Raw genomic sequence first — 22,474 nt, 5'->3', positions numbered from 1 at the left:
GGCCAGTTTTTTGACCGGGGTGAAGTTTGTATTTATTTACAGCGTGGGAGTCGATGAATCGGTGGGGGTCTCGATCTGTTGATCGCCTGATCTCATGGTTTTTGTATTCAGGTAAAGTGCAGTCATTATGCAATAAGAAAGTGGTATGGTGAACAACACACCCACACCAAACACTATTGCTCCTGCTACAGCAACAAGACCGGCCACAAGCGTCACCCAAAATACCTGTGGCCTGATCCCGGCAGTCAGCTCTTCGCTTCTTACAATCGCAGCCTTGGCAGTCAGTCCTTCATCGGCAGCAGCATAGAATACATATGCCCAACGAATAACTATACAATACAAAATTACGACTGATATAAAAGCGCCAATGCCTAATAGAATCTGGAAAAGCGATGATTCTTTGCCGGCCGCAAGTCCGATCAGAGCAAACAATCCGCAGGGTATAGCGCTAATTATCGCAGCGATAAGAGTATAGAGGATGAGCAGCCAAGCGACACCCAACCATCTGACAAAGTCACTGAACTGACTGAAAAGATCGCCAAAGCTGGGATTTTCAGACTTGAGCACCTTCAAGAAGAATAGAACAAAGCCTCCCGCCAATACAAAACCACCTGTCAGTTGCCATATCTGCCCTATCACCGGTATATAGCCTGCCGCCATATTTATTGCCGTATATACTACAAATACGCCGATTGATATGCCTATGTATTCCTTGAAAGCCTCCCAACCATCAGAGAAACATCTGCCTAAACTGATAAGCTCTAGATTCATTAAATTCCCTCCAACCTCGTTATGGGCCGTCTCTGCCGGCCTCTGTAATGATGAAATAGTAATACTTGCTATATACAATGTCAAATTGTAAACATACGAGACAACTGCAAAGTCTTGAATACCAATCATTAAGACCGAGAAAAAGGACTATTGTGATATTGACATCTAGCTGAACAAATCGTAATATGACCTCATAGTGCTGATCGTGTGAAAGGGGAAGAAATATGCGCATTACAGGCCGGATATTAGGGCTTCTGACACTATTTTTAGTCGCAGTCGGACCTGCGTTGGCGGAAAAATCGGAGATAACCTTTGCGATTGGTGGAGGAATATTCAAACCTACAGACTCGGCGACAAAGGATAAGTTTGACGACACTTGGACGCGGATAAGTTTCACCACGTTTGAGCCGAATAAGACAAACAAGTGGCGGTTTATATCCGAGGGTGGCAAGTATAATCTCGACGGAGGGACGTCTGATGTGAGTTTGTATCCGATTTCGTTCGGGTACGAGCGTGGATTCGGCGAGGATAACAACGTGCGTCCGTATGTCGTGTTGCGCGCCGGTCCATATTATGGGCAGCTTAAGGACGATACTCTCGGCATCGATGACAAGCACATTGGCCTCAATACCAATATGTCGCTTGGACTTGTTTTCAGCCGCCGTTATTATCTTGAGGCAAGATATGACTATTTCAGCAAGTTGGCCGGGTATGATTTCAGTGGGTTTTCTATCTACGCGGGTATGAAGCTCTTCACAGTCAAGTTGTAATACAATAATCCCTCCAGGTAAGATACCTGGAGGGATTTTATAAGATAGAGGGATTTTGTAAGGTACCTGGAGGTATCTTGTTACCTCTTACCTATTTCCTGTTTTTATATCATCGCCCAGGCTTTGTTGAGTGCACGCTTAGCGTTGGCAATCACTATCTCAGACGGTTCTCCGAATGCTGCAATAGGTTTGACCTCAAAGCTCATAGGCTTGGGGCCCTTGTCGTTGAAGTATCCGATTTTGAATAGTCCCTGAATGAAATCGGCAAGCTCATCCACGCCGTTTTCTCCGCCGCAGATTCCGAACCTTGGGTGCTCATCGCCGTATGCAGGGTGAGAGGGGTCCTTCATCACGCAGTTGCCGATATGAATATGGACCAGCACGTCCTTAGCGGGCTCAAGCATTTCCTTAGTTGTCTCGCCGAGCAGCGGCATGTGGCTCAGGTCGAGCATGAGGCCGAAGTTAGAGTATTTCGCCCTCACCTTTTCTGCGAATGCCACCGAATCCTTCGTCGGACCAAGTATGGTGTTCTTACCGTATTCTACCTGGTCGAACGTTTCGAGCGCTATGGGCATATTGCCTTTGCCCTTGGCGTATTCACAAATTTCGGTTACTGATTCATAGAGCAGTTCAAGGCCTTTGGCTTTGCCTTCAGGGCCGGGATCCTTACCGCTCAAAAATGCCGTGGCCATGCAGCCCATCTCATATGCCTCGTCTATATCGGCTTTGATCTGTTCGACAGCCTTTTTCCGTCCGGCTTCGTCGGGGTCATTGAGATTGAGCTTCTGGGTCATGAGTGTCGGCTGGCCGCCGAATGCATACTTCATACCAGCCTGTGTGAGCATAGCTTTTGCAGCCTTGCGAACCTCGGGGTCTTTCATCCATGTGATTTCGACGAGTGTGAAATAGTCGTCCTCACAGATTTTTTGCAGGGTTTCAAGGATTGGTCCATCGCCCTTGATCGTCTGCGGATAAGCCATGAAGTGAATCAGACCGACGTCCGCATACTTGTAGATTGATCCTATCGCGTCGTTGCAGCACATGTCTACTTTCTCCATTTCTATTTGATAAACTGCCGGAAACTGCCGCCGAAGAGGTCGGCGACGTCGCGGCTGATTTCCTGTTCGGTCACCTGCCAGCCGGTTGCGGCGAGGTCCATGTATTTGTCGACCAAAACATCTTCTATTATATGACGAGAGTGCGCCCACTTGTATATAAGCTGATCCAGCACACGCGCATCTGAATGCTGAGGGGTTATGCTCAGCCCGAGGAGTTCAAGGCGCATCCTGGTCATCTCGTTAATGAGGCTGGGGTTGTTAAGGAACCACCAGCATCCGAATATATGAAGGTTGCGGAACTTGCGTGCGGCCACGCATAGCTCATGCTGGTTTTCTCTGGCGAGCATGGTCACCAGGAATTTGACGTTGGGATGATTGCTGCACAGATTTTCGATCACGTCGATGTTGCTTTTGCCGACTGAGTCGCCTGCCAAGCGCAGTGCAGGATTAGTGAGTTTTTTTACCCCGAGCATTAGTGCAAACGGTTTGCCTGTCTCTGCGGCAACTGGCAGCACACAGTCTTGTATCAGCCGCCCTCTCGATGATTCCTCTGGGAATGCGAATGTAGGAGGGAGCGATACAGCCATATACGTAGCGTCAATTTTTGTGATCCAGTCGACAAGGAAACGCCTGGCTTCAGAATATGTATTGCCTCCGAAGCTTGTTTCGACCTCGTATCCCCAGTTGTTGAGTGCAGGTGCGGCGGTGCTCCAGTCGTTGAGTAATCCGTCTATACGAAGTGCTGCTTTGAACCTGGGATCGACCGGCCTGCTTTCGGTCCAAGATGGTCTTTCCAGGTCATCGAACGGATCGTTGGTCATGATCGCGCTGTCCAGGTTAGCGATTTTGAAGACCATGTCCACATAGTCTTCGACTTTCTTTTCGGCAAAGAACCGGCGATATGATGCCAGGTCACGCGATGAAGTGTCCAGCCCAAGCATATTTAGGGTGGTGAGAACACCTCTGCAGGACTCGCTGACCGGCGAGTGATCTATAAACAGCGTTTTCCATACAAGGTCGGCCTGTTCGGTTTTGGACATAGCCCAGAACTTCTCGTATGTTACGTCCACCCAGCGCATGGTCTCGGCGACCAGGTAGTGATAGGTGAGCAGTTCGTCAATTCCCCAGAGTAGGATTTCTCCAAAGCTTGGTGAGTAAAGATGGGTATGTATATCAGTCACCGCAGTCTCTCTGATAGCCTGCGCGACCATATCTCGAATCTTGGTAATAGTTGTCTCCATTATTCTCCCGTTTTGTAACCGCTTACATTAGGAATAGGATAGTTCCATTCTCGATAGTTGTCAACAGTCGTGTCTATTGTTGTGTGTAAAATCAAGCTTTTGGATTTCCTTCCAGCTATTGTTTTTCAGAAAGAAGCCTATGACAACTTTCTGTGTTTTGAAATCCGGCCAAACCATATGATCAGGTGCGAATATCTTGGTTTAGCCGTCCTGTGTGAACACACTCCAAGGCGACTGTGGTCAAGAGAAAAATGACAGCTACTTGTTTCCAGGAAATATCTCCTGATTTGGCGGCATGAAAAGGCTCGGCTGTGGTAAAATGATGTCTGTCAGCCAATTGCATCACACAAGGAAGTTCCATGGACGCGCCAGGTTTTGTTCATCTTCATACCCACACAGAATACAGCATTCTCGATGGTGCAAGCCGGATCAAGGACATCATCAAGACTGCGGCAAAGTATGAGATGCCTTCTGTTGCCATCACAGACCATGGTGTTATGTATGGCAACCTTATGTTCTACAGTGAGGCGAAATCGGCCGGCATAAAGCCGATCTTGGGATGCGAGGTATATGTGGCGCCGCGCCATCGCACTCAGAGAGACCCAAGGCTGGATAAGGAACAGTATCACCTTGTTCTTCTGGCTAAGAACGAAAAGGGCTATAAAAACCTCATCAAACTCGTCAGCACTGCATTTTCCGAAGGATTTTACTACAAGCCCAGGGTGGATAAGGAACTGCTCGCCGACTGCGGCGACGAACTGATCGCGCTCACTGCCTGCCTTGGCGGCGAGATCCCAAACTTGATTATGAAAAATGACTTTGAGGGGGTCGACAGGGCGCTTGGCGAGTATATAGACATTTTTGGCAAAGATGACTTCTACCTCGAGCTCCAGGACCATGGTCTGCGCGAACAAAAGCCCGTCAATGAGGCTTTGATTGATATTTCAAAGCGCATGGGTTTAAGGCTGGTCGCGACAAACGATATTCACTACACAAATAGGGAAGATTCCCAAGCTCACGATGTGCTGCTTTGCATTCAGACTGGATCCACACTTGATGATCCCAACAGACTCCGATTTGGTTCGGATCAGTTTTATATGAAGAGCCAGGAAGAAATGGCCAAGCTCTTCCCGGATATGCCGCATGTGCTGGAGAATACTCTTGAGATAGCCGAGCGATGCAATATCGACTTCGACTTTGGACGGTCCAAGTTGCCGGATCCTGGTGTTCCTGAGGATGTTACCCCCGACGAGTATATGCGCGAGCAGGCTTGGGATGGCTTGAAGCAGCGCCTGGGTACAGAGCCGCCGGGCGCATATAAAGAGCAGTTTGAGTATGAGTGCAAGATCATCAACGACTGTGGATTTCCGCTGTATATGCTCATTGTGCGCGACTTCACAGACTTTGCAAGAAATCAGGGCATGTATGTCGGGGCAAGAGGGTCTGCAGCATCGAGTCTTGTGGGATATGGGCTTGGAATTACTGATGTCGACCCGATAGAATACGGTCTGGCGTTCGAGCGTTTTTTGAACCCTGAACGTGTGGAGATGCCCGATGTCGACCTCGATATTCAAGACGACCGCCGCGAAGAACTGATACAATACGTCTGCGGCAAATACGGCCGCGACCGTGTGGGTCAGATTGCTACATTCGGATCTATGAAGGCGCGCGCAGCCGTGCGCGACTGCGGGCGTGTGCTGGGAATGGATCTGCCTGAGGTTGACCGCGTGTGCAAGATGATCCCGTCGCTGCCGATCGGTATGACGATAGACCAGGCGATGGAGGTCAATGTCGACCTGAAAAACGCATATGACTCCACCTATTCCGTCAGGCGGTTGATAGATACTGCAAAGGGACTGGAAGGGATCAACCGAAACGTCGGAGTGCATGCAGCGGGTGTGCTGATCTCGTACGATCCGTTGATAGATCACGTGCCGGTCCAGCAGGGCGGCAAAGGTGAGTTTGTTGCTCAGATGGCCAAGAAGGACATCGCAAAGGTCGGACTGCTCAAGATGGACTTCCTGGGTCTTGCGAACCTCACAATACTCGCCAATTCGATCAAGAACGTAAAAAAGAGCCAGGGAATCGATATCGATATAATGGATATCCCTCTGGACGATGCCAAGACGTACGAAATGCTCGGCAAGGGAGACACGAACGGCGTGTTTCAGCTCGAGGGCGCGGGAATGCGCCGAAATGTGATCGAGCTTAAACCCAACTCCATCAGGGAACTTGCAGCTATCGTTGCTCTGTATCGACCCGGTCCGATGGCATTCATCCCCAAGTTCGTGCGTTCCAAATTCGGTCATGAACCGATCACTTATTTGCATCCATCGCTTGAACCAATCCTAAAAGAGACTTACGGCGTAATCTGCTATCAGGAGCAAGTGCTGCGTATTGCGCAGTCCATTGGTGGATTCACCCTTGGCCAGGCGGACGTTCTGCGAAAGGCCATGTCCTCCAAGAACAAAGAGATCATGGACAAGCAGAAGGAAAAATTCCTGCAGGGCGCAAAGGCAAACGGTGTCTCTGAGAAGATCGCGACCAAGATATATGAACAGGTGGAGCCTTTTGCGGGCTATGCATTCAACAAGGCGCATGCGGTCTGTTATGCGTTTGTTGCATATCGCACTGCTTACATGAAGGCAAACTATCCTGCGGAATACTATGCTGCGCTTATCTCGGCAAATATGGACGATAAAGAAAAGCTCTCTATCTATATAGATGATTGCAAAAGGTTCAACATTCCTGTATTTCCGCCTGATGTTAATGCAAGTAGTGCCGACTTTGAAGTGGAAGGCGATGGGATCAGGTTTGGGCTTGGAGCCGTCAAGGGCTGCAGCAAAGCCGTAATCGAAGGCATGGTGGCGGCAAGGAACGCCGGCGGCAAGTTTAGGGACCTTTTTGATTTTTGTGAGAGAGTGCAGGCAGAGTCAGCAATAAACAAGAGCAGTGTGGAGTGCCTGATAAAGGTGGGGGCGTTTTCATCCATCCTGCCCAATCGTGCTCAACTTATGGAAATGATGCCGGATGCCATGAGCGCTGCAGCATCCAGGCTTAAAGACCAAAAAAACGGTCAGACCGGCTTGTTCGGCTCGGACATGGATGAAATTGTTAATGGGTTTGACGCAGGCAAATATGCTCATATAGGTGAATATCCTCAAGACCAAATATACACGATGGAAAAGGACCTGGTTGGACTGTATTTGTCGGGACATCCGCTCGATAATATGCGTGGCCAACTCGAAAAGAACTGTTCGGCGAACGCATCGAACTATAAAGAGCTGGACAACGATCAGGAATGCACAATCGGCGGTATCATTACTGATGTGCGAACCAAGATCACACGCAGAAATGATAAGATGGCATTCGCAAAACTTGAAGACTTATATGGAACAATCAACGTCACGTTTTTCCCGCGCGACCTCAAAAATTGTGAAAGCCAACTGGTTAAAGACAGGGTTGTAATCATCAAAGGCAGAGCGAGTCACAGAGAGAGACTTGCCGCTGATGAGGAGGACAACACTGTTGAGGTCGAGATAAGGGGAGAGTCGGTCACTCCGCTGGCTAACGGCAACGGCAAAACGAATGGCAATGGCCATCGCAGTGTGCATATCAAGATCAACGGCACTCCTAAGATTCGCCTCGACATACTAAAGCACATTCTCGAAGCCAATCCCGGCGAATGCAGCGTGTACTTTTGGATGTTTCACTGCGGCACTCGTCAGAAGATCGCCACATCATATAAAGTGACTGCAACAACCCATTTTGTGGAAGAAGTGGAGAGAGTGTTGGGCAAATCGACCGTTAAGGTTGGATAGTGTGTGAATCGATGAGTATCCGGGGTGTTTATACCCCCGAAGTGTCTTAGCATCTCGACAAACAGTATTAGGAAATAACACTTTTCCATTGTTGGTGCGGTAATGAGCATTGATGAACTTATGTTAGTCCATATATGGTTGATCTTCTGGATAGGCATATGCGTCTGGTATATATGGGGCAATGGAGCAGAGCAAAGCTATGAGTCGAGGATGAAATTGAGCAAGTGGCTTATGCCTGGAAGGTTTTCTGATAAGGATTACTATGTTATGTGGGTCAGAAGGTTAGCCGCTCTATCGTTGCCGCTTGGGATCATTATATATTGCCTCTTCATATTCAAATAACTTCCATACAAGAAATATGCACCTCCGTTTACCTTTGAACTTCCCTTACTCCGCGTGGTAGAATAGTGGCGGAGAAAATATGCAATTCGTAGACCAGGTAGAGATAACAGTGAAGTCGGGCGACGGCGGCAACGGCCTTGTCGCATTTAGGCGGGAAAAATATATTCCTCGCGGTGGTCCGTCTGGCGGCAACGGCGGCAAGGGCGGCGATATCGTAATAGAAGCTGATGCGCGCCTCAACACTCTCGTCGACTTGAGATATAAGAAACACTATAAGGCCGGGCGCGGCGGCGACGGCGGTCCCAATGACAGGCATGGTAAGAATGGCGAGGAGCTTGTGCTGCGAGTGCCGGTGGGCACGCTTGTATATCGCTCCGACACTGAAAAGGCCATTGCCGACCTCACGCATGATGGTCAACGTCAGGTCGTCGCTAAGGGCGGCGAGGGCGGCAGGGGTAATGCTGCGTTTGCTACGTCCACACTCCAGACACCCAAATTTGCCGAAAAGGGTGAGCCGACGGATGAAGTATCACTCACTCTGGAACTCAAGCTTATCGCGGATGTCGGGCTGATAGGCTACCCAAGTGTGGGCAAATCGACTCTCATATCGAGAATTTCTGCCGCAAAACCAAAAATAGCGGACTACCCGTTCACTACACTTACCCCCAATCTGGGAGTGGTTTCGGTCGGCGATAAGTCATTCGTGGTTGCCGATATGCCGGGGCTGATTGAGGGCGCACATGAGGGCGCAGGTTTGGGGCATCAATTTCTGCGTCATATCGAGCGTACCAGACTCCTCGTTCATATTATAGATGTAGCCGGCTTCAGCGGTCGCAATCCCATGCACGACTTCGACGCTATTAACGATGAGCTTCGCGCTCATAGTGAAAAACTATCATCACTGCCTCAGATGGTCGCACTCAATAAAGTTGATTCTCCCGATGCTGCAGCGATCGTTGAGGAGTTAAGACCCGAATTGGAAGATAGAGGGCTTGAGGTCTTTGAGATTTCAGCCCTGACCGGCCAGGGAATAGGCCCGCTGCTCTATCGCATTGCCGATCGTCTGGAAGAACTGCCCAAAGAAGAGATCGAACTTGCTGAACAGGTCGTCCGCTTTACCGTCGATAAGGAAGCCGATACTTGGGATGTAGTCAGGGAGGGCGACAGAGAGTTTGCGGTCACAGGACATGCAGTCGAGGTGATGGTGAGGCGGACCGATATAAATAATGAATATGCCCTTCGCAGAATGCACCGCCAGCTCGATAAAATGGGTGTGATAAAGCGCCTCAAAGATATGGGCGCTCAGCACGGCGATACGGTTCGCATAGCAGGTATGGAGTTCGATTTCCATGATGAAGCCTATGAATAAGTCGATAAAGCGAATAGTGGTGAAGGTCGGGACCAGCAGCTTGGTGAGCGATAACGGCTCCCTTAATGTCGAGAAAATGTCTGCACTGGTCAGCCAACTGGCTGAGGTGAAAAAGCAGGGTAGGGGAGTAATACTGGTCAGTTCAGGCGCAATTCGCGCAGGCATGGAGCGCATAGGAATGACTGTCCGGCCAAAGAACATACCCGTCCAACAGGCGACAGCAGCCATAGGCCAGAGCGCGCTTATGCAGACATATAACGAACTGCTTTCGACATACGGGATCGTGCCCGGTCAGATACTGCTTACTCGCGATGATTTCGATCACCGCACACGTTATCTGAATGCACGCAACACACTTCGCACGCTGCTCAAACTCGGCTGTATGCCTGTTGTCAATGAGAATGACACAGTGGCCACCGAAGAGATCAAATTCGGTGAGAACGATACACTTGCCGCTTTGGTTGCCGCATGTGTGGATGCCGATCTGCTGATCAATCTCTCAGACGTTGATGGTCTGTTTGACGGCGACCCCAGGTCGAATCACACCTGCAAACTCATCGAAGAGGTCAAACAGATCACGCCCGAGATTGAAGATATTGCCTGTGGAACCAATGGAGACTGCGGCAGCGGCGGCATGCACACCAAGATCGAGGCTGCAAAGATCGCCACCAGTTCCGGCGTGAAGATGGTGATTGCAAATGCATCCCGGCCAAATGTTATTGTTGATATCGTTGCCGGTATGTCTATAGGTACGCAGTTTTTAAGAGGCGAGACACTAAATCACCGAAAGCGCTGGATCGCCTTCGGCAACCGCGTCAAAGGCAGCATTGCTGTAAACGAAGGCGCGCGGAAAATGCTTGTCGAACGCGGCAAGAGCCTGCTTTCGGCGGGCATTACAGGCTGCAACGGCTGTTTTGACGTCGGCGATCTGGTATTAGTGATCGATGAAAACTCCAGTCGTATAGCGCGTGGGCTTACAAACTACAGTTCACATGACATTCTCCTCATAATGGGCAAGCGAAGCAGTGAAATTGGTAAAATTTTGGGACACAAAGATTTTGATGAGGTAATTCATCGAGATAATCTTGTGCTCGGTATCTAGGTACATTACCGCATAATCCGGGTCTCTGAGAGCATTATTCACGTCCCTCATGAATAATGCGGGCTAGAGATGTTTATTCTCAATACGGAATTCAGACCGAGACTTGCAATTTACTGTGCGTAAATTGCTAAGACCATAATTTTATTCATTCGGCAATCCCTCAACAAGTCATAATTCTCATTCATTTGACCATATCACCTGAAGAGCGCCATATTAGTCAGCCGATAATATAATGTGCTCACAGGAGAGTTGTATATCCATGTGGCAGAGCTTTAGGGATGGTATGGATACAATGAATGTCGAGCAATTCAAATGGACAAAATCCAATGGCTGGCAGCCGAATTTTCCTGGTGAACTATCAAATAAGGCACAACTGGTTCTTCTGTTCGGTGCACGCTCTATTCTAGAAGAACGCGGCATTGATGACATAGTAAAAGCATATCCTCATGCCAAAGTATTCGGCTGTTCAACAGCAGGCGAAATAATCAACACTCAAGTTTTGGATGACTCACTTGTTGTTACGGCAGTGCACTTGGAGAACACACGAGTCAATGGCGCCTGTGTCAAGATAGCCGACTTTGAGAACATATTCGCGGTTGGGGAGCGTCTTGCCGAGTCTATTGCCGGTGACGGGCTTGCGCATACAATGGTTCTATCCGAAGGCATAGGTGTCAATGGCAGCGATCTTGTGCGTGGTATCACTAAGCATTTGCCCAAAGGGGTCACGGTTACCGGCGGACTGGCCGGAGATGGCGCGGACTTCTTCAAGACTTGTGTTATTTATGACGGCAAACTGGAGTATGGTTCTGCGGCCATTATAGGCTTTTATGGCGATAAATTGTTTGTAGGTTATGCATCGGCTGTGGGATGGGATCCATTCGGACCGGACAGGCTCATCACAAAATCAGACGGCAATGTCCTATATGAACTCGACGGACGTTCGGCATTAGAACTGTATAAGAAGTATGTGGGAGAATATGCGGGGAAGATGCCTGGCGGGTTGACGGCGATGAGCCTTTTCTTTCCATTGGGATTAAGAATGAAGAGCGGTGATGAACGTAGAGTGGTCCGGGCGTTTCTTGCATTTGACGAAGAAAAACAGTCAATGTCCTTTGCGGGCGACGTTCCGGTCGGCTGTTATGCTCGCTTGATGAAGGCGAATTTCGACCATTTACTAAACGGTGCAGTGGATGCTGCACAGATCAGCCGTGACGCGATCGGGCATGATAAGGCAGAGATTGCATTGCTGATCAATTGTATTGCCCGTAAGCTGGTTTTAAAACAGAGGACCGAAGAAGAAATTGAAGCGGTACACAATGTTTTGGGTTCAGAGACGGTAATGACCGGTTTTTATTCGTATGGGGAGATTGCGCCGTTTATGCCCGGCGTGGACGCAGATTTACATAATCAATCCATGACGATCACCACACTAAGGGAGAGTTAGTAGTGAGTGAGTATCACAGCCTGCTCCAGAGGCAGCTTAGGAAGCTGTTTGGCAGGCCGGATCAGTATCCTGAGCAGTTGGAGTCATTTCTACAGGCAGTCAACTCAGCCTATCATGACTTCGAGACAGACTTGCGTCTGCTTCAGCATTCGCTGGATCTGAGTTCGGAAGAACTGCTCCATGCAAACTCGGAATTACGGGCGATATTTCAGGCACTGCCCGATGTTCTATTTCACATGGATGCCGGTGGCACGATTCTGAATTGCAAGGGTGGCAGTGCTGCCGATTCACATCTGCCATTAAGTGAACTTGCGGGTAAGCACATCAACAGTATTCCCATCAAGAGTGTCGCTGATAAATTCAGACAAGCCCATGCCCAGGTGCAGGAGACCGGTGCTATGGCGGTTTCAGAATATTCTATTCGGCATCATGGCAAAGATAATTATTATGAAATCAGATTACTCCCACTGCCGGAAGGCCATTCGGTAGCAATTGTCCGCAATATAACCGGGCGCAAACAGATCGAGACGGCGCTGCAAGAGTCAGAGCGCCGCCTTGCTGATATTATCAACTTCCTACCTGACGCGACATTTGCAATAGACCTCGAAGGCAAGATCATTGCTTGGAATCATGCGATCGAAGAGATGACAGACTGCAGCGCGCGGAAGATGATCGGCAAGGGCGATAATGAGTATGCTATGCCTTTTTATGGAAGGAGAATACCCATACTCATCGATCTTGTGCTTAATCCATCCCTAGATATACAAGGTAAATATTCAAACTACAACAAAGAGGGCGATATTCTTGTCGGCGAGAGCTATTTGGAAGATTTTGGCGGCAAATATTGTTGGGCAAAAGCCAGCCCGCTATATGATTCGGATGGAAATATAGTCGGAGCCATTGAGACTGTAAGAGATATTTCGGACCGCAGGAAGATTGAGAAGGACCTTCTAGACAGCGGAGAACGCCTCAAGAAGCAGCAGGCCATGCTGGTTGAACTTACTCATAACAAGGTCCTTTTCCTTGGTGATCTTGCTGCGGCTATAAGAGAAATTACTGAAGCATCTGCGCGAACACTCGACGTAGGTCAAGTCAGCGTTTGGCTTTTTAATGATGAGCAAAGCAGTTTAGTCTGTATTGATTTATATGAGCGTGCATATGATCGGCATTCGGATGGTTTGATTCTCAATGTTGTGGATCATCCGGAATATTTCAAAGCCGTTGATCAGGAACGGGTGGTTGCTGTTACTGATGCGAATAATGATCTCCGCACAAAGAGTTTCGTAAATTCATACTTCAAACCGTATGGAATCAGCTCAATGATGGATGTGCCGATATTGGTGAGTGGACACACTATTGGAGTTGTATGTTACGAACATGTTGGCGGTTGTCGTGAGTGGACGGCGGATGAGCAGAGTTTTGCGGCATCCATAGCCGACCTTGTTTCATTGTCCTTCGAAGTGGCTGAACGTAAGAAAGCAGAGACTGACCTCAGAATCAGGACATCTGCTATGAATGCGGCCAACGACCAGATTGTGATTACGAACATCCGAGGTGGCATTGAGTTTGTGAATCCGTCATTCGAGCGCGAGACAGGATATACGCTGAGCGAAGTAGAGGGTGAATTGCCGGACTTTCTCATCTCGGACAAGCACGATTCAGAGTTTTACCATGACCTCTGGGAGTCGGTCTTGAATGGCAAGACATGGCATGGCGAGATCACTCTCTATCGCAAGAATGGCAGCACTGTGGTTGAGGATGTCACAATAACACCTATCAAGAACGAGAACAAGGTGGTTGAGCGATTTATCGCAATCAAGCGCAACATAACGGACAAGAAAGTCTATGAACAGAAGCTCGATCATCTTGCTCATCACGATCACCTGACCGGCTTGCCAAACCGTCTGCTTTTCAGTGACAGGTTGACTCAATGCCTTGCGCATTCTGAACATCGCAAAACTGCACTGGCTGTGCTGTTTCTTGATCTGGACAGGTTTAAGCTCATAAACGACTCTCTTGGGCATAGTGTGGGCGATCTCTTGCTGAAGGCAGCCGCTGAGAGGCTTCAAGGCAATTTACGTGAGGCCGATATGATAGCCCGAATGGGAGGAGACGAGTTTACAATCATTTTGTCGAGTATATCCGATGCCAATGAAATCGCTTCCGTGACCAGTCGTGTTGCCCAGATCATGTCTGCTCCATTTGTGCTGGGGGGGCAGGAACTGTTTGTGACGACAAGTATAGGCGTAAGCATATACCCGACAGATGGTGACGATGTCGAAACACTGGTAAAGAACGCCGATTCCGCAATGTATCGTGCAAAGGAACAGGGGCGCAACAACTATCAGTTCTATACCGAGGCACTTAACACTGCGGCAGTAGAGAAGATGCAGCTCGAAAGCAGTCTGCGCAAAGCAATAGAACGCGATGAGTTTGTGTTGCACTATCAGCCGCGAGTGGATGTAAAAACTGGTGCAATTTTGGGTGTCGAAGCGCTCGTAAGGTGGCGTCACCCGGAAATGGGTCTGATTCCGCCTGCCGCGTTCATACCCCTCGCGGAGGAGACTGGTCTTATTGAGCCGATAGGCCGATGGGTAATGCGCACAGCATGTGCACAAAATAAGAAATGGCAAACGGATGGTCTCGATCCAATCAGTGTTGCTGTAAACGTATCTGGTCGGCAGTTTGTAAATGGCAGTCTGACCGACGATGTCTCTCATATACTGTTCGAGACCGGTCTTGATCCGCAGTTTCTTGATTTGGAACTTACGGAAAGCGTGCTGATGCACAGTATAGACCTGGCAATAGTGATTTTGCGCAAATTCAAGGAGATGGGGGTTCGCCTCTCGATCGATGATTTTGGCACAGGCTATTCCTCGCTCACATACTTGAAACGCTTCCCCATAGATGCAGTCAAGATCGACCAGTCGTTTATACGTGATCTGACCACCAACTCCGACGACGCAGCAATTGCACGAGCTGTAATAGCCATGTCTCAAAGTCTTAAGCTCAAAGTCATTGCCGAAGGTGTTGAGACCATCGATCAGCTCCAGGTGCTTCAATCAATGGCGTGCGATGAGATACAAGGCTACTTTATAAGCCGTCCACTGCCTGCCGGCGAACTGGAATCCATCATGCGCGACCATACATACTTAATTGACAGCGATTACCTCGATTTTGCCGCATAGCATAACCATCAGAGTCTGTCGCAGCGCTCACCTTATGGCATAAATCAGTAGCATCAAAATTGCCGCTGTGCTATTATGATCATAAGATAAAAGCGGAGGCGTCTGAATTGGGTAATTTGCGGCAGCCAAGACTCGAATACCTGATTTGCTTATTTTTGATATTGATTACTGCAGCAGTCTACTGGCAGGTAACCAATTTCGACTTCGTGAATTTTGATGATGATGTATATGTCCAGAAAAATCCTGCAGTGCGTGCTGGGCTCTACGAGTCCACAGCAAAGTGGGCGCTGACAACTGTAACACAATCAAACTGGCACCCGCTTACATGGATGTCTCTGATGATGGATTCGAGCTTGAGTGGAGTATTGTCCTGCTTCGATGTCGAAATCGGCAATACCGATGCCGGTGTCTACCACCTTACCAACCTTGTGCTTCACGAAGCAAATACAATACTTTTATTTGTTCTGCTGCTGTCTATAACGAGATGCCGTTGGCGAAGCGCATTGGTGGCAGCTTTGTTTGCCGTGCATCCGCTTCATGTCGAATCGGTCGCCTGGGTGACAGAGCGCAAGGATGTCCTGAGCACTTTATTCTGGCTGCTGACTATGCTGGCCTACATTCGCTACGTACGACAACCCAGAAAGTCTGCATACTGGTGGATTATTGTGTTCTTTGGTCTTGGTTTGATGGCAAAGCCCATGCTTGTGACGCTTCCACTGGTTCTTCTGCTTATCGATGTATGGCCGTTGCGCCGTATCGATATATCCGGCGATTATATGAAAAATTTGCGAGCGGTGGTAGTTGAAAAAATTCCACTGTTTGCCATGACTGCCCTCAGTTGCGTAGTTACGTTCTATGCCCAACGTGCAGGTGGGGCAGTGGGCACATTTCAAAGTTACCCTTTAGGCGTGCGCATTGCAAATGCTGTGGTTGCTTATGTGATGTATCTGGTTAAGACCATATGGCCTGCAAATCTTGCGATATTGTATCCGCACCCGGGCAAGTCTTTGCCTGTGTGGTTAGTTATTATATCTTTTGTAGTGTTGATAACAATAACTGTAATGGCGCTGCGTTCGCTGCGCAGATTTCCAAGCGTTGCAGTTGGGTGGCTGTGGTATCTGATAACGCTGATTCCCGTGATCGGCATTGTCCAGGTCGGCAAGCATGCCATGGCTGATCGCTATACATACGTTTCATTGATTGGAATATTCATGATAATTGCCTGGGGTATTCCTGATCTGCTGCGACCCGGTGTTTGGGCGACCAGGTTACTGAGTGCGGCTTCGGTTATTGTGATTTTGACCTTGTCTGCCGTGGCATACAGGACTGTCGGTTACTGGCAGGACAGCGCCACTCTTTTCGGACATGCAATTAAGGTGACCGACGGCAACTCGCTTGCATATAATAATTTGGGTAATGCTCTGCTGGATAGAGGTGAATCCGAGAGCGCTGAAAAAATGTTCAGGCAGGCACTGCGCTATCATTCTGAATACACTGATGCCAAATATAACCTTGGCAATGCTTTGTGCGCTCAGGGCAAAGTAAAAGAGGCGATGTCTTTATATTCGGCCATAATACGTCAATATCCGAAGCATACAAAGGCACGCAACAATCTTGGTGTATTACTGGCTCAGCAGGGTAGAACAGATGAGGCCATTGCACAGTTTACTGCTGTCCTGAAAATCAATCCACATGATACCAGCGCTCGTGATAATCTTGAGCTTGCAAAGCAGTCCAGGCAGTCTGTGCCTGCCGAAGTAGAGTAGATGCCAATGCACTTAAAGCACAGTCGGCGAAATGAGAACGGCACGAAATGAAACAAGTAAAACGAATGTCTTATTACCTGAGACCGTATTGGGTATGGGCGCTGCTGGCGCCCATTTTTATGATAGTCGAGGTCTCGATGGACCTGTCACAGCCCCGGCTGCTGCAATCGATTGTCGATATAGGCATTGCCCGCCACGATGTGGGCTATGTGCTTCATCATGGGCTGATAATGATTATTGTAGCCCTGATCGGTCTGGTCGGAGGCGCAGGATGCACAGTTTTCTCGACAATTGCGGCTCTGAATTTCTCGACCGACCTGCGTGCCGATCTGTTTAAGAAAGTCCAAGCGCTCTCATTCGGCAATATCGATCACCTCGGCACGGGTTCGCTCATAACCCATCTCACGAACGACATTGATCAGGTGCAGGAAGCGGTAATAATGTTCCTGCGGGTTCTGGTGAGAGCGCCGCTGTTGATGGTGGGCAGCCTGGCGCTTGCAATTGTGACTTCTCCAAAACTCTCGCTGCTGTTGGTTGTGCTCAGTCCGATCCTTCTGCTGATGATACATGTTGTCAGGCGCAAGGCAAATCCGCTGTTTACATCTGTTCAGGAGCGGCTGGATTCGATAAACTCGATTGTTCAGGAAAACCTTGCCGGTGTGCGTGTAGTGAAGGCATTCTCGCGTTCCGGACATGAGTGCGAGCGCTTCGGCAAAGCAAATGAGAATCTTTGCGATATGACCACGCATGCATCTTCGCTGATCGCTGTCATGTTCCCAGGCATGCTGATGGTTATGAACCTCGGTATTGTGGGGGTGCTGTGGTTCGGTGGCATATCAGTCAACAATGGGAGCCTCAAGGTCGGCCAACTGCTGGCTTATGTGAACTATCTGACCCAGATGCTCGGATCACTGATGATGGTGAGCATGCTGTTGATGCGAATATCCAGAGCCGATGCTTCTGCTGCACGGATCATAAATGTGCTCGACACCACTCCCGAAGTCCAGGACACAACAACTGCAAAGGAAGCCCCAAAGCTGCGCGGAAGCGTGACATTCGATAATGTCGGGTTCAGCTATAATGGCTCTGATGGAAACGTGCTCAAAGATATATCTCTTGAAGCCGAGCCGGGGGAGACGATAGCGATTCTGGGCGCAACTGGTTCGGGTAAGTCCAGCCTGGTTCATATGATTCCCAGGCTTTATGACGTGAGCGCAGGCAGCATCCGGCTTGACGGCATGGACATCCGCGAACTGACCCAGGAGAGCCTGAGGCGCCAGATAGCCATGGTCTTGCAGGATACGATCCTGTTTTCTGGAACAATACGTGACAACATACGCTTCGGCAGTCCGGATGCGACGGACGATGAGGTCATCAAGGCTGCCAAGATGGCGCAGGCGCATGAGTTCATTACAGGTTTTGCAGATGGTTATGATTCTATGCTGGGTCAGCGCGGAGTCAATATCTCCGGTGGGCAGAAGCAGCGCCTGTCGATTGCCCGTGCACTGGTCAGCCGCCCTGCAATATTGATTCTGGATGACTGCACCAGTTCGGTCGATATGATTACCGAGCGCAAAATATTCGACGCTCTGAATGCCTGGTCGCATAAGTGCACACGGTTTGTGATAGCGCAGAGGATCAGGTCAGTCGTCGATGCAGATAAGATACTTGTGATCGAAGACGGTATGCTTGCCGCCGTAGGCACTCATGACGAACTGCTCAGGTCCAGTGAAGTTTATCAGGGGATATACCAGTCGCAGGTGGGTGCAGTGGAGGTCGACAGTGGCAAATAAACGCACAATGACCGACCACATGGGACCCAGGCATGGTGGATTTGCGAGCACCGTGTCGGTTAAAAACCGCCGCGTGCTTCTCAGGCGTCTATGGAAGTATCTGCGCACATACAGGCTCGAACTTGTCTGGATCACATTCCTGGTCGCAGCCACGACAGGCTTGTCGTTGTGCGGACCGTTTCTGATAGGCCGGGCGATAGACAAGTATATCTCTCATGGCGACCTGCCGGGTTTGGCGCGTGTGATCGGGTTGCTGATTGTTGTGTATCTGCTGAGCGCGGGCGGGACATGGCTGCAGATGATAGGTATGATCCGCATCGCTCAAAGGTGCGTAAAAGATATCAGAGCAGACCTCTTCGGCCACCTGCAGACACTTTCACTTCGATTCTTCGACCGCAATCCGCATGGTGATCTGATGAGCAGGCTGACCAACGACACCGACACCATCAGCTCTACACTTGCCGACGGTGTGGCTCAGCTTATCGGGAGTGTGTTGGCGATTGTGGGAGCCGGGATAATTATGTTCAAGCTGAACTGGCATCTGGCGATTGTCAGCCTTGTGACGATGCCGCTGATTATGATCTCGACCAGGCTGATGGCCGACCGCACCAGGCAGGGATTTCGTGCAAGGCAGGACTCTCTGGGTCAGCTCAACGGCATAATCGAGGAGTCGATCTCTGGCCAGAGGGTCATCAAGACATGCTGCCATGAGTGCCAGGCTGTTGAGGACTTCGGCAGAGCCAATGTCGACCTGAGAAAAACGGCGATGAAAGCGCTGATATATATCGGTCTGATGGGTCCGATGATGAACATGTATCGCAACATAGGCTTTGCGATAGTGACCGGCTCGGGCGCATGGATGGTGGCGAAAGGCATGACCACAATAGGTATCGTTGCAGCATTCATCAACTATGCCGACTATTTCAACAGACCGCTTATCCAGATTGCGAACATATACGGCACGATCCAGCAGGCTCTCGCCGGTGCCGAGCGTGTGTTTGCAGTCATGGACGAGACATCCAACGATATAGACGAAGTGGGAGCGCTGGATACGGGCGATGTGCGCGGCGAGATAGACTTCAAGGGTGTCAATTTCGGCTATGATGAAGATGCATTGGTGCTCAAAGACATAACGTTCCACGTTGATGCCGGGCAGACAGTGGCGCTTGTCGGCTCGACCGGTGCGGGCAAGACCACGATCATCAACCTCCTGACTCGCTTCTATGATATAGGCAAAGGCAGCATAGTCCTTGACGGCAGGGATATCCGCGACCTCAAAAAAAGTGCTCTGCGCACGTCTTTAGGGATCGTGCTGCAGGATACGTTCCTCTTTACCGACACCGTCCGCGAGAATATCCGCTACGGCAGGCCGGACGCCACCGATGAACAGGTGGAAGCCGCTGCCAAATTCGCCAATGCAGATTCGTTCATCCATCACCTGCCGCATGGCTATGACACTCTGCTCACTGATGCGGGAGGGAGCCTGAGCCAGGGTCAGAGGCAGCTGCTTGCCATAGCCCGCGCACTGCTTGCAGACCCGGCTGTATTGATACTGGACGAGGCGACCAGCAGCGTGGATACGCGCACCGAAATCCACATTCAGCAGGCTCTGCACCGGCTGATGGAGGGCAGGACCAGCTTTATCATTGCGCACAGGCTGAACACTATCCAGCGCGCGGACAAGATTATCGTGATCGAGAACGGCGAGATAGCGGAGCAGGGGACGCACAAACAGCTTATTAAGGGGCGCGGCCATTATTACAAGTTATGCACGAGCCATCTTGGTATTGGGCAGACAATCAGCAAAGAACCGAATTAGGGTATCCAGTATCTGCACTCTGCGTCGGTAATATCTGCCAGCTTGCCGCCATTGCGCTCAATAATTTTTCTGGAACGTATGTTGTCTTCCCGGCAGGTGACGAGGGCTTCCTCGATTCCCTTCTCGCGCGCTTTGATCAGCAGTTCCTTTAGGATGAGTGTGCCATAGCCTTTTCCGCGTTCAGATGGTCTTATGGCATAGCCGATATGCCCGCCGATTTTCATGAGATAGTCATTGAGATAATGCCTGAGTTTGCCTATTCCTACCGGCCTGCCGTCCACATAGAGCCAATACATGGTCTGGGGGACATATCTGGTAAGGTCAATGCCTATTCCCTTGGCCATATTTGCATGGCGTTGCAGGTAGGCGGGAAAGTCCACATACTCAACGTCATACCCTGAGTTCACAAACCCATTTTCACCCGGTCCGATCTCCTTGAGCATATCGAATATTTCCCGGCCGTCGGATGGGGTGAGTTCTTTTAGTTCGGATGTCATAGGTGTAACTTTGCTGGAACTGGGGTGTTTTCCTTCACTACAGGTGTCTCATCTTGAGGTTGTATTGCCAAACCCTCCAGGTAGGGATAAGATCAGAAGAAGCCCCTCACGCTTGTCATTCCGAACGAACGTGAGGAATCTGCTTTGAATCTGACTTTGCGCAAAGCAGATTTCTCGCTGTGCTCGAAATGACTGGATTTATTAGGTGCTAGATTCCCCGGACAATCAGGTTTTTTACGTCTCCGGATAACAATTGCTATGGCGTCAAACCAAGAAAATCTAGACTCCCGCCCGGTTCATCTTCACGCATTGCTCTAACTCCATCAATAAATACTCTGGTTGCAGATTCGAATTTTTCTTTACCAAGGGGGAGAACACAGGAAAGCCACAGTCTACCACCCAGAACAGGGAAAAACACCAGTTTGGTTTTTAGCTGTGCCCTGTAATGTATTTGGATAGCTTCCACTGGTAGAGAGCCAGAGTATGTTATCACTCCTCCATCTTGCCAAGGCATCCATCCGATTTGTCCAATAAAGTTATTATCCTCTTTTCCAAAAAGATTGAACCGTACACTTGGGCCTGCAAAATTTTCATCTGTGTGGTAGCTTTCAGTATTAACAAGTTCCCGGGTAAGGTTGTATTGGTAGCTTTGTACGGTGAAGACTTCAGTTGTTTGCGACCCCAACATTGCCTTATACTTAACAAACGGTTGCTCCCTATAAACAGCTAGATGTTCAATCAAGTTGAATAAGAGTCCGTTTAGCGCTAGTTCACCAAGATTCTCGACACCAAGATGCACATAGTAAGGTGGGATCAAGAAATTGTCATCAGCAGCACCGCCAAAGCAAGCAAGCTCACTGCTGACTGGTGACTGGCAGAAATATCCAATCACTGCTACATCCAAAATGAGGATAACATCTATCCATTCTGATGTTGGTCGGGCTGAATTGATTTCGACAAGGTTTTTTGCAACTGTCTCAGGTTTTGTCTTTGCGCTAAATGCAAAAACTACTCCCAGTGGGCGCTTCATAAATCGAGCCAATTCACCGCCCTTTCTCTGTGGAAGCTCAGTTCGACGAAGGCGCTTTACTGAGGCAATTTTTTCAGCCGCATCATTCAACTCGTGTTTGGTCAACTTGGATTTGACTTCGAAAACACTGGCAACATTGTCAGATGGCAAGATCATTGCCCGGCTGCCTACTCGACAAACGGGGCTATTTAGAGCATCGTAAATTATGATATCGCACTGTTTACTTACCCCTCCTTCATCGTCAACTACAAATCCCGTCTCAGCAGAAAATCTCTTTGGAAGGTGATCATTCAGAAATGCCTTTACAATGTCTTCCGCTTCACCACCACGCTCGCCATAATGCGGATTCGTTTGCAAGAAGCGGAATTGCGTTCTCAGTTGCTTTCCGGCATCCATAAACAATTCATGTATATATTGCCCCTGTTTTTTGGGGTTCATTTGCTGTGTCCTTTCTGAGCTTAGG

General features: G+C 49.3%; 14 protein-coding genes. 9 read left to right on the top strand and 5 right to left on the bottom strand.

The features are described from left to right. Positions 1 to 36: 36 nt before the first annotated feature. On the bottom strand, positions 37 to 771 hold the full coding sequence (locus tag LLG46_05265; GenBank protein ID MCE5322712.1) for a DUF975 family protein: 735 nt from the start codon (positions 769 to 771) through the stop codon (positions 37 to 39). 224 nt (positions 772 to 995) lie between these two features. On the opposite strand from LLG46_05265, the gene LLG46_05260 reads away from it, so the two are divergent. Next, a complete protein-coding gene (locus LLG46_05260) occupies positions 996 to 1,541 on the top strand; it encodes a hypothetical protein (protein ID MCE5322711.1) in 546 nt (181 codons plus the stop codon). A gap of 104 nt (positions 1,542 to 1,645) precedes the next feature. On the opposite strand, the gene LLG46_05255 is transcribed toward LLG46_05260, so the two are convergent. Next, on the bottom strand, positions 1,646 to 2,599 hold the full coding sequence (locus LLG46_05255; GenBank protein MCE5322710.1) for a sugar phosphate isomerase/epimerase: 954 nt from the start codon (positions 2,597 to 2,599) through the stop codon (positions 1,646 to 1,648). A gap of 2 nt (positions 2,600 to 2,601) precedes the next feature. Continuing rightward, on the bottom strand, positions 2,602 to 3,840 hold the full coding sequence (locus tag LLG46_05250) for a glucuronate isomerase (protein ID MCE5322709.1): 1,239 nt from the start codon (positions 3,838 to 3,840) through the stop codon (positions 2,602 to 2,604). A 359-nt stretch (positions 3,841 to 4,199) separates the two neighbouring features. Between LLG46_05250 and LLG46_05245 the strand changes: the two genes are divergently transcribed. From LLG46_05245 to LLG46_05210, 8 genes are all read left to right on the top strand, one after another. After that, on the top strand, positions 4,200 to 7,661 hold the full coding sequence (locus LLG46_05245) for a DNA polymerase III subunit alpha (protein ID MCE5322708.1): 3,462 nt from the start codon (positions 4,200 to 4,202) through the stop codon (positions 7,659 to 7,661). 421 nt (positions 7,662 to 8,082) lie between these two features. Next, positions 8,083 to 9,372 carry a GTPase ObgE gene (obgE, locus tag LLG46_05240; protein MCE5322707.1) on the top strand — a complete coding sequence of 430 codons (1,290 nt, stop codon included), beginning with the start codon at positions 8,083 to 8,085 and terminating at the stop codon, positions 9,370 to 9,372. Next, positions 9,365 to 10,474 (top strand): glutamate 5-kinase, encoded by a 1,110-nt coding sequence (proB, locus tag LLG46_05235; protein MCE5322706.1) that lies wholly within the window; start codon positions 9,365 to 9,367, stop codon positions 10,472 to 10,474. Before obgE ends, proB begins: the two co-directional genes overlap by 8 nt. A gap of 292 nt (positions 10,475 to 10,766) precedes the next feature. Beyond that, on the top strand, positions 10,767 to 11,918 hold the full coding sequence (locus LLG46_05230) for an FIST C-terminal domain-containing protein (GenBank protein MCE5322705.1): 1,152 nt from the start codon (positions 10,767 to 10,769) through the stop codon (positions 11,916 to 11,918). A gap of 2 nt (positions 11,919 to 11,920) precedes the next feature. Then, complete coding sequence (locus LLG46_05225) at positions 11,921 to 15,106, top strand: EAL domain-containing protein (protein ID MCE5322704.1); 3,186 nt, start codon at positions 11,921 to 11,923, stop codon at positions 15,104 to 15,106. 107 nt (positions 15,107 to 15,213) lie between these two features. After that, a complete protein-coding gene (locus LLG46_05220; protein ID MCE5322703.1) occupies positions 15,214 to 16,872 on the top strand; it encodes a tetratricopeptide repeat protein in 1,659 nt (552 codons plus the stop codon). Positions 16,873 to 16,919: 47 nt separating this feature from the next. Continuing rightward, positions 16,920 to 18,665, top strand: a complete 1,746-nt coding sequence (locus LLG46_05215) for an ABC transporter ATP-binding protein/permease (GenBank protein MCE5322702.1) — start codon at positions 16,920 to 16,922, stop codon at positions 18,663 to 18,665. After that, positions 18,655 to 20,484, top strand: coding sequence for an ABC transporter ATP-binding protein/permease (locus LLG46_05210; protein MCE5322701.1), 1,830 nt, complete (start codon positions 18,655 to 18,657; stop codon positions 20,482 to 20,484). Before LLG46_05215 ends, LLG46_05210 begins: the two co-directional genes overlap by 11 nt. Here the strand turns inward: LLG46_05210 and LLG46_05205 are convergent. Beyond that, positions 20,481 to 20,981, bottom strand: coding sequence for a GNAT family N-acetyltransferase (locus tag LLG46_05205; protein ID MCE5322700.1), 501 nt, complete (start codon positions 20,979 to 20,981; stop codon positions 20,481 to 20,483). The genes LLG46_05210 and LLG46_05205 overlap by 4 nt on opposite strands. A gap of 256 nt (positions 20,982 to 21,237) precedes the next feature. Further along, positions 21,238 to 22,449, bottom strand: a complete 1,212-nt coding sequence (locus LLG46_05200; GenBank protein MCE5322699.1) for a hypothetical protein — start codon at positions 22,447 to 22,449, stop codon at positions 21,238 to 21,240. Positions 22,450 to 22,474: the final 25 nt, after the last annotated feature.

It is taken from the genome of bacterium (genome assembly GCA_021371935.1).
Lineage (GTDB): Bacteria > Armatimonadota > UBA5829 > UBA5829 > UBA5829 > UBA5829.
This window is presented reverse-complemented; position numbering and strand designations above follow the sequence as displayed.